Below are 8056 nucleotides of genomic sequence, written 5' to 3'. Positions count from 1 at the left end.
GCCGCGATGGCCATGTCCATGATCTTGTGGATCTTCTGCGCGTGGGCCTCGCCCAGCGCACCGCCGAAGATCCGGAAGTCGTGCGCGTAGGTGAACACCTTGCGGCCGAAGACCGTGCCCCACCCCACGAGCACCCCGTCCGAGTAGGGCCGCTTGCCCTCCAGGCCGAAGCCCTGGGCGCGGTGCCGGCGCAGCGGCTCGACCTCGTGGAAGGAGCCCTCGTCCAGCAGCAACGCGATGCGCTCGCGGGCGGTCAGCTTGCCCTTCGCGTGCTGGACCTCGACGGCCCGTCGCTCCCCGCAGGCCACCCGGTCGCGGACGACGGAGAGTTCGGCGAGCCGCGCCGACATCGTCCAGGCCGGTTCGGGCCCGGCCGTCCCGTGGTCGAGCTCCAGATCCGTGTGTGTGGTCATGCCGCACTCCTCGTCAGCCGGTCGGGGACACCTGGTCACGCCCCTCGGGGGTGAGAACCCGGGCAGGATCGGCCGGTCGGCTCGAGCCGCGCTCGGGTCGTGGGCGAGGCGCCGCTGTCCGGGGCGCGCCCCAAGCGCCTTCGAGGACTTCTCGAGGGCCGGTCCGCACACTCCGAACACACGTCGGGCGGCGGCGCCGGGAAAGGCGCGCCGTCCCAGGCAGCGGAGCTCAGGGGGATCTCAGTGGCCGAGTCTCATACCCTCGCCGAAGTCGTCCGGCGGCGCGCGGCGCTGGAGGGCGAGCGCGACGCCTACGTCTTCCTGTGGGAGGGCCGGGCGGCGCCCGACCCGCGCGCGGTCAGCTACGCGGAGCTCGACCGCGAGGCGCGCAGGCTGGCGGGCTGGCTGGCCCGGGCCGGCGCCGCGGGCGGGCGGGTGCTGATCCTCCAGGGCGCCGGCCGCCACTTCGCGCCGAGCCTGCTCGGCTGCTGGTACGCGGGGGCGATCGCCGTCCCCGCGCCGCCACCGGGGGGCGGGCTCGGGCACGCCGACCGGCTGCTCGGCATCGTCAAGGACGCCCAGGTCGCCGCCGTGCTGACGGACACCGCGTCCGCCGCCGAGGTGTCCCAGCGGCTGGCGGCCGCCGGGTACGGCCAGGTGGCCTGTCTGGCCGTGGACAACCCGCACGCCGTCGGCGACACCGCCGACGACGCCGGGTGCCCGGACCCGGACGCGGTCGCGCTGCTGCAGTACACCTCCGGGTCGACCGGCGAGGCCAAGGGGGTGATGGTCACCCACCGCAACCTGATGGCCAACCAGCGGGCGATCGCCGAGCTGTTCGGCTCCGACCGGGACACCGTGGTCGGCGGGTGGCTGCCGTTCCACCACGACATGGGCCTGGTCGGCCACCTGCTGCACCCGCTCTGGCTGGGCACCCCCGGCGTGTTGATGAGCCCGGGCGCGTTCCTGCGCAGGCCCGTCCGCTGGCTGGAGCTGGTCTCCGAGTACGGCGTCACCGCGAGCGCCGCCCCCACCTTCGGCTACGAGCGGGCGCTGCGGCGGATCCCCCCGGACCAGATCGCCCGGCTCGACCTCTCCGGCTGGCGCACCGCCGTGGTCGGCGCGGAACCGGTGCGCGCCGAGACCCTGCGGGCCTTCGCCGAGCGCTTCGCCCCGGCCGGACTGCGGCCGCAGGCGCTGCGGCCCGCGTACGGGCTGGCCGAGGCGACCCTGCTGGTGACCGGCGCGGGCTCCGGCAGCCGGGGCCCGCGGGAACTGGTCGTCGACGCCACCCGCCTGGAGGCCGGCGAACTGCACCCGGCCGTCCCCGGTACCTCCCGCCGCACCCTGGTCTCCTCCGGCGCGCCGGCCGGCTCCCGGGTGCACATCGTCGACCCGGAGAGCCGGCAGGCGCTCGCCGACGGCCGGGTCGGCGAGATCTGGGTGCGCGGCGAGGGCGTCACGGCCGGCTACTGGAAGCGCCCGTACGAGACCCGCGCGGCCTTCGACGCCACCACCGCCGAGGGCGAGGGAGGCTTCCTGCGCACCGGCGACCTCGGGGTGCTGGACGGCGGGGAGCTGTACGTGACCGGCCGGATCAAGGACCTGGTGATCATGGACGGCCGCAACCTCTACCCGCACGACGTCGAGCGCCGGGTGGAGGCGGCCAACCCGCTCTGCCGCACCGGCGTGGTGTTCGGCGTGGAGAGCGAGGGCGAGCACATGATCCTGGTCCAGGAGGTCAACGTCTCGCGGGCCGTCCCGCACGAGTACGCCCGGCTCTCCAAGGAACTGGTCGACTGCGTCGCCGAGGACTTCCAGGTCGACCTCGGCAGCGTCGTGCTGGTCCGCCCCGGCACCATCCGCCGCACCACCAGCGGCAAGCTCCAGCGCTCGGCGGTGCGCCGGCTCTTCCTCAGCGGCTCGCTCTCCCCGCTGTACGAGGAACTCGACCCCGCCGTCCGCGACCTGCGCAGTGCCGCCCCGGCCCTCGCGGCCCCGTCGCGTTGGAGGAAGCCATGATCGGAACCGTCGACGTCACCCTCGCCGCCGACCCGGCGGCCGACCCGGCCGAACTCGGGCTGCGCGCCCGGATCAGCGAACTGGAGGAAGGCCTCGGCGACCCGCTCGACCCGACCAACCCGCTCGGGCACGCCGCCGTGCTCGCCGCCGACGAGCGGGGCGAGCCGCTCGACGTCGGCGAGCGGCTGCTCGACCGGCTGACGCTCAACCACGAGTTCGTGCCGCGCGCCCTGGGCGGCCGACTGGACCGGATGGACGCGCTGGTCCGGCTCGGCCGCGCGCTGTTCCGGCGCGACGCCACCCTGGGCCTCGGCTACGGCGTGGTCTCCTTCCTCGCCGCCGTCCCGATCTGGATCGCCGGCGACGAGCCGCAGCGGCGCCGGATGGCCCGGCTGCTGCTCGACGGCGGCCGGCCCGCCCTCGCCTACCTCGAACTCGCCCACGGGAACGACTTCTTCCGCAACGGCGTGACCGCGGTCGCGGACGGCGCCGGCCACCGGCTGACCGGCCGCAAGGAGATGGTCAACAACGCCGAACGGGCCGACGGCGTCGTGGTGTTCGGCCGCACCGCGACCGGGCCCGAGGGCCACGGCCACTCGGTGTTCTTCTTCGGCCGCGAACACCTCGTCCCCGAACACGTGTGGACGCTGCCCCGCCGGCCCACCGTCGGCGCGCGCGGCTGCCAGTTCGGCGGCTTCGAGTTCGACGACTGCCCGGCCCCCGCCGGGACCCTGGTCGGCCAGGTCGGCGACGGCATGCGGATCGCCCTGCGGTCCTTCCAGCTCACCCGCAGCGTCATCCCCGGCATGGTGCTCGGCGGAGCCGACACCGCGCTGCGGATCGTCGTCCGCTTCGCCGCCCAGCGCCGGCTGCAGGGGCGCTCCCCGCTGGAGATGCCGCACTCCCGGGCCGCCCTGGTCGGCGCCTTCGCCGACCTGCTGGCCTGCGACAGCCTGGCCCTGGTCGCCACCCGGGCCGCCCACCTGCTGCCCGAACAGACCAGCGTGCTCGCCGCAGCCGTCAAGTACCTGCTGCCCAAGCTGCTCGGCGACGCGGTCTACGACCTGTCCGGCATCCTGGGCGCCGACTTCCACGCCCGGCGCGGCGAGTACGGACTGTTCGAGAAGCAGCTGCGCGACCTGCCGGTGACCACCCTCGGCCACGCCGGCACCGCCGCCTGCCTGGCCACCATCGTCCCGCAACTGCCCCGCTTCGCCGGACGGTCCTGGCTGCGGCCGGACGGCCTGGCCCCGCCCGAGCTGTTCGAGATCGGTGGCCCGCTGCCCGACCTCGACCCGGCCCGGCTCGCCCTCACCAGCCCCGCCGACGCGCTCTGCGCCTCGTTGGTCGAGGCCGCCGATTTCGCCCGCTGGTGGCAGCCGGTCGAAGGGCCCGACGCCAGCCTGCGGGAACTGCGCCGGCTCTCGCAGACCATGGTGGACGAACTCGGCCGGCTCCGGCACCAGTGCCGCGACCTGCCGATCGGGGCCCCCGCCGACGCGGCCGGCCTGGCCCTCGCCGACCGCTACACCCTGCTGCTCGCCGCGGCCGCCTGCCTCGGCGTCTGGCGCCACCAACTGGCAGAGGGCCGCCGCGACTTCCTCGCCGACCCGGTCTGGCCGGTCGCCGCGCTGCGCCGGATCGCCCGCCGACTCGGCCGGCCGGTCGAGGACCCGCAGGACGCCGAGCAGCACCCGATGCTGCAGGAACTGCTGGACCGCTACCACGACGGCCGGACCTACGACCTCTACGACAGCCACCTCGGCTGAGGAGCCCCCGGATGCCCCCCTCTCACTTCGCCACGGCGTCGGCCCGACCCCGCAGGGCCCGCTGATGCCGGGCTTCGTCACCGGCTGGACGCCCTCCGGCGAACTGGTCGCCCGGCCCGTCCCGGTGCCCGGACCGGACGGCCCCTGGGAGCCGGTGCGCCGCCAACTGGCGGTCCGGGGAAGCTGCCTGGTCTACGGCGTGCTCGACGGCTGGCTGCCCGCCGAGCGTGACCCGGCCCGCCTCGCCCCGCTGCTCGGCGGCCCGGACTGGGAGCGCTACCGCCGGATGACCAACGAGCGGGCCGCCGAGCGCTTCCTGGCCGCCCGGCTGCTGCTCAAACACGCCGCGGCCACCGCCGTCCAGGCCGACCCGCGCAGCCTGGAGATCTGGTACAAGCTCAACGGCCGCCCGTACGTGCGCGGTTGCGACCAGGTCGACGTCAGCCTCAGCCACTCCGGCACGATGCTGGTGGTGGGCATCACCCAGCGCGGCCTGATCGGCGTGGACGTGGAGTCCAAGGACCGCTGGATGCTCGTCCCCGGCATCGAGGCCCAGGTCTGCACCCCGGCCGAACGCGAGGCCTGGGCGGCCCTGCCGGAGGACGAGCGCAACGCCGAGCTCATCCGGCTCTGGACGCTCAAGGAGGCGTACAGCAAGGCGATCGGGCAGGGACTGCGGTTCCGCTTCAGCGAGTTCGGCTTCGGCCCGGGCAGCCGACCGGTCGGCGGGCGACTGCCCGACGGCTCGCCCGGCGCCGGGGTCGAGTGGTCCTTCGGCACCTTCGCCGTCGACGGCGGCTACACCATCAGCTTCGCCCTCGGCGACGCCGGCTTCGGCAGCCTGGGGGACACCGCCGTGGCCACCATGCTCGATCCCGGCCTGGTCGCCGCACTCGCCGCGGATCTGGACCCGCCGGAGATACCCATGTCCGGTTCGTGAGGAACGCACTGTCGGCGGCCCGTCCCCGCATGTCAGCGTAGGGGTGAGCCTCCGGACGGATCCGATCCGGAGGGCGGGCCCGGCGCGCAGTGATCCCGGGCCGGACACGGACCAGCCCGGACGACGGTCCGTTCAGACATTCCGACAGGAGGACGGACCATTGGCAGTCGAGATTGGCCTGCTCGGCCCCATGTCAGCACGGGTGGACGGAGCCTCCGTCCTACCCACCGCGGCCAAGCCGCGCCAGGTGCTGGCCCTGCTCGCCCTGCACCCCCAGGAGATCGTCCAGATCCCCGCGCTGATCGAGGAGCTCTGGGGCGGCACCCCTCCCGTCAGCGCCCTGACCACCCTGCAGACCTACATCCTGCAGCTGCGCCGCCGGCTCACCGCCGCCCTGCCGCCGGGCGGCCCCGGTGCCAAGGAGGTCCTGGTCACCGTGCCGGGCGCCTACCTGCTGGCCGTGCCGGTCGAGCAGACCGACGTCGGCGGGTTCGAACGGCTGCTGCCGGCCGGCCGCCGGGCGCTCGGCAGCGGGGACGCGGCCACCGCCTCCCGGCTGCTGCACCAGGCGCTCGACCTCTGGCGCGGCCCGGTCACTGCCGACGTGCCGCACGGGCGCCGGCTGGAGATCGAGGCGATGCGGCTGGAGGAGAGCCGGCTCGGCGCCCTGGAACTGCGCATCTCCGCCGACATGCGGCTCGGCGCGCACGCCCGGCTGCTCGGCGAACTCACCGCGCTCACCGCCCGCTACCCGCTGCACGAGAACCTGCACGCCCAGCTGATGCTCGCGCTCTACCGCTCCGGCCGCACCAGCGAGGCGCTGGACGTCTACCGCGCGCTGCGCGCCACCCTGGTCGAGGAGCTCGGCCTGGAGCCCGCGGCCAAGCTCCAGCGGCTGCACCAGGCGATGCTCAGCGCCGATCCGGCCCTCGTCTTCGGCGACGTCCCCGTGGACGACGCGGTCCTGCTCGCGGGCTGACCCGCGCAGCACCCGGAAGCCGGTTCGACCCGAAGTCGAGCCGGCTTCCAGCATGAGCGGCCACAGTACGTCGACCGCACCCGACCCGACCACCACGACCACCAGGGGGCCGCATGACCGCGTACCTGCCCGTACCGCCCGGCCCGACCGCACGACCGCGCCTGTTCTGCTTCCCGCACGCCGGCGGCGGCACCGCCGCCTACCGGGCCTGGACGGTCGCCCTGGGCCCGGACGTCGAGGTGCTGCCGGTCCGGCTGCCCGGCCGCGAACGCCGGATCCGCGAACCGCGGATCACCGACCGCGCCACCCTGCTGCGCGAACTCGACGAGCACCTCGGCCCGCACCTGCGGCACCCGTACGCGCTCTACGGGCACAGCCTCGGCGGCCTGGTCGCGCACGCCTTCGCCGCCCACCGGGCCGGCCTCGGCGACCCGCCGCGGGCGTTGCTGATCGGCGCCTGCCCACCCCCCGGCCACGGCACCACCCTCGCCGACGCCGCCGAACGGGGCGACGAGGAACTGCTCGCCGAACTCCAACGCCTCGGCGGCTGGCCCGCGGAGGCCGACGAGCACCCCCGCTGGCGCTCGCTGGTCCTGCGGATCGTCCGGGACGACCTGAGACTCGGAGCCGACCTGCGGGCCGCCGACCCGCGCCCGCTGCCCGTCCCGCTGCACGTCGTCGCCGGCACCGCCGACCGGATCGCCGGCCCCGCCCGGACCGCCGGCTGGAGCGCCCTCGCCGGCGCCGGGTGCCACCACCACCGGCTGGAGGCCGGCCACTTCTTCCAGGGCGACCCGCGGCTGTTCGCCCTGGTCCGCCGGGTGCTGCTGCCCGGCGACCGGGAACGAGAGGAGAACCGCCCATGGACATCGGCATTCTCGGACCGCTGACGGTCACCCACGCGGGCCGCTCGCTGGTGCCGACCGCGGCCAAGCCCCGCCAGGTCCTCGCCCTGCTGGCGCTGCACCAGGACCAGGCGGTCAGCGTCGCGGCGCTCACCGAGGAACTCTGGGAGCACCGCCCGCCGCGCAGCGTCCACACCACGCTGCAGACCTACGTGTTCCAGCTGCGCAACCTCATCGAGGAGGCCCTGGCGGCCTCCGGACGGGCCGACACCAGCCCCAAGGAACTGCTCGCCACCTGGGGCGGCGGCTACCTGCTCGCCACCGAGGGCGGCGAGTCGGACCTACGGGACTTCGAGCAGATCGCCGCGGCCGGCCACCGGCTGATGACCGCCGGGGACCTCGCCGCCGCCAGCGGCTGCTACCGCGACGCGCTCACCTTCTGGCGCGGCGACCCGCTGGCCGACGTGCAGACCGGCCCGCTGCTGGAGGCAGAGGCCCGCCGCCTGGAACAGACCCGGCTGGAGGTCCTCGGCCGCCGCATCGAGGCCGACCTGCGGCTCGGCCGGCACCACGACGTGCTGGCCGAACTCGCCGGGCTCTGCGTCCAGTACCCGCTGCACGAGGGCTTCCAGGGCCAGCACATGCTCGCGCTGTGCCGCACCGGGCGGCGGGCCGAGGCGCTGGGCGCCTTCCAGCGGGTCCGGGCCAGGATCCGTACCGAACTCGGCCTGGAGCCCTCGCCCTCGCTCTGGCGGGTGCAGCGCTCGATCCTCGTCGACGAGGGCGCCGAGCCCGAGGACGGGCCGTGCGCGAGCAACCCGCTCGCCGCCGTGCTGCACATCGCCCGATAGCCCCGGTCCGCCGCCGCTCCAGCGGCTCCCGAGACCCGGGCGTCACCGTTCGATCCGTACCCAGCGGGCCCACCACCGCGCGGCCCCATCTGACCCGCCGTCGGCCCTCGCCGACGGCAGACTTAAGGGGGAAGTCACCCATGGACAGTCGGACTTCGAAGGACGCGCCCGTGCGCGGGCGCACCGCTGAGGGGCGCGCGCACGGCGCCTCGCCCGCCGCGCACGGCGAGGTGGGCG

The 8056-nt window shown here is 75.2% G+C and carries 7 protein-coding genes; 6 read left to right on the top strand and 1 reads right to left on the bottom strand.

The features are described 5' to 3' along the window. Positions 1 to 413: carboxyl transferase domain-containing protein (locus tag ACIO5E_RS23630; protein ID WP_400671035.1), on the bottom strand; the 413-nt coding region annotated here is incomplete at its 3' end. A 243-nt stretch (positions 414 to 656) separates the two neighbouring features. On the opposite strand from ACIO5E_RS23630, the gene ACIO5E_RS23625 reads away from it, so the two are divergent. From ACIO5E_RS23625 to ACIO5E_RS23600, 6 genes are all read left to right on the top strand, one after another. Continuing rightward, positions 657 to 2435 (top strand): fatty acyl-AMP ligase, encoded by a 1779-nt coding sequence (locus ACIO5E_RS23625; RefSeq protein WP_400671032.1) that lies wholly within the window; start codon positions 657 to 659, stop codon positions 2433 to 2435. Then, entirely contained in the window at positions 2432 to 4204 is a 1773-nt protein-coding gene (locus tag ACIO5E_RS23620) for an acyl-CoA dehydrogenase family protein (RefSeq protein WP_400671029.1), read from the top strand. The genes ACIO5E_RS23625 and ACIO5E_RS23620 overlap by 4 nt, the downstream gene beginning before the upstream one ends. A 64-nt stretch (positions 4205 to 4268) precedes the next feature. Next, entirely contained in the window at positions 4269 to 5144 is an 876-nt protein-coding gene (locus ACIO5E_RS23615) for a 4'-phosphopantetheinyl transferase family protein (RefSeq protein ID WP_400671026.1), read from the top strand. Positions 5145 to 5334: 190 nt separating this feature from the next. After that, positions 5335 to 6123 (top strand): BTAD domain-containing putative transcriptional regulator, encoded by a 789-nt coding sequence (locus ACIO5E_RS23610; RefSeq protein ID WP_400671066.1) that lies wholly within the window; start codon positions 5335 to 5337, stop codon positions 6121 to 6123. Positions 6124 to 6236: 113 nt separating this feature from the next. Continuing rightward, complete coding sequence (locus ACIO5E_RS23605) at positions 6237 to 7013, top strand: thioesterase II family protein (protein ID WP_400671023.1); 777 nt, start codon at positions 6237 to 6239, stop codon at positions 7011 to 7013. Then, positions 6986 to 7819, top strand: a complete 834-nt coding sequence (locus ACIO5E_RS23600) for a BTAD domain-containing putative transcriptional regulator (RefSeq protein ID WP_400671021.1) — start codon at positions 6986 to 6988, stop codon at positions 7817 to 7819. The genes ACIO5E_RS23605 and ACIO5E_RS23600 overlap by 28 nt, the downstream gene beginning before the upstream one ends. Positions 7820 to 8056: the final 237 nt, after the last annotated feature.

Source organism: Kitasatospora sp. NPDC087314, from assembly GCF_044744365.1.
Lineage (GTDB): Bacteria > Actinomycetota > Actinomycetes > Streptomycetales > Streptomycetaceae > Kitasatospora.
The sequence above is the reverse complement of the archived record's forward strand: the minus strand, read 5'-3'. Positions and strand labels throughout refer to the sequence as shown.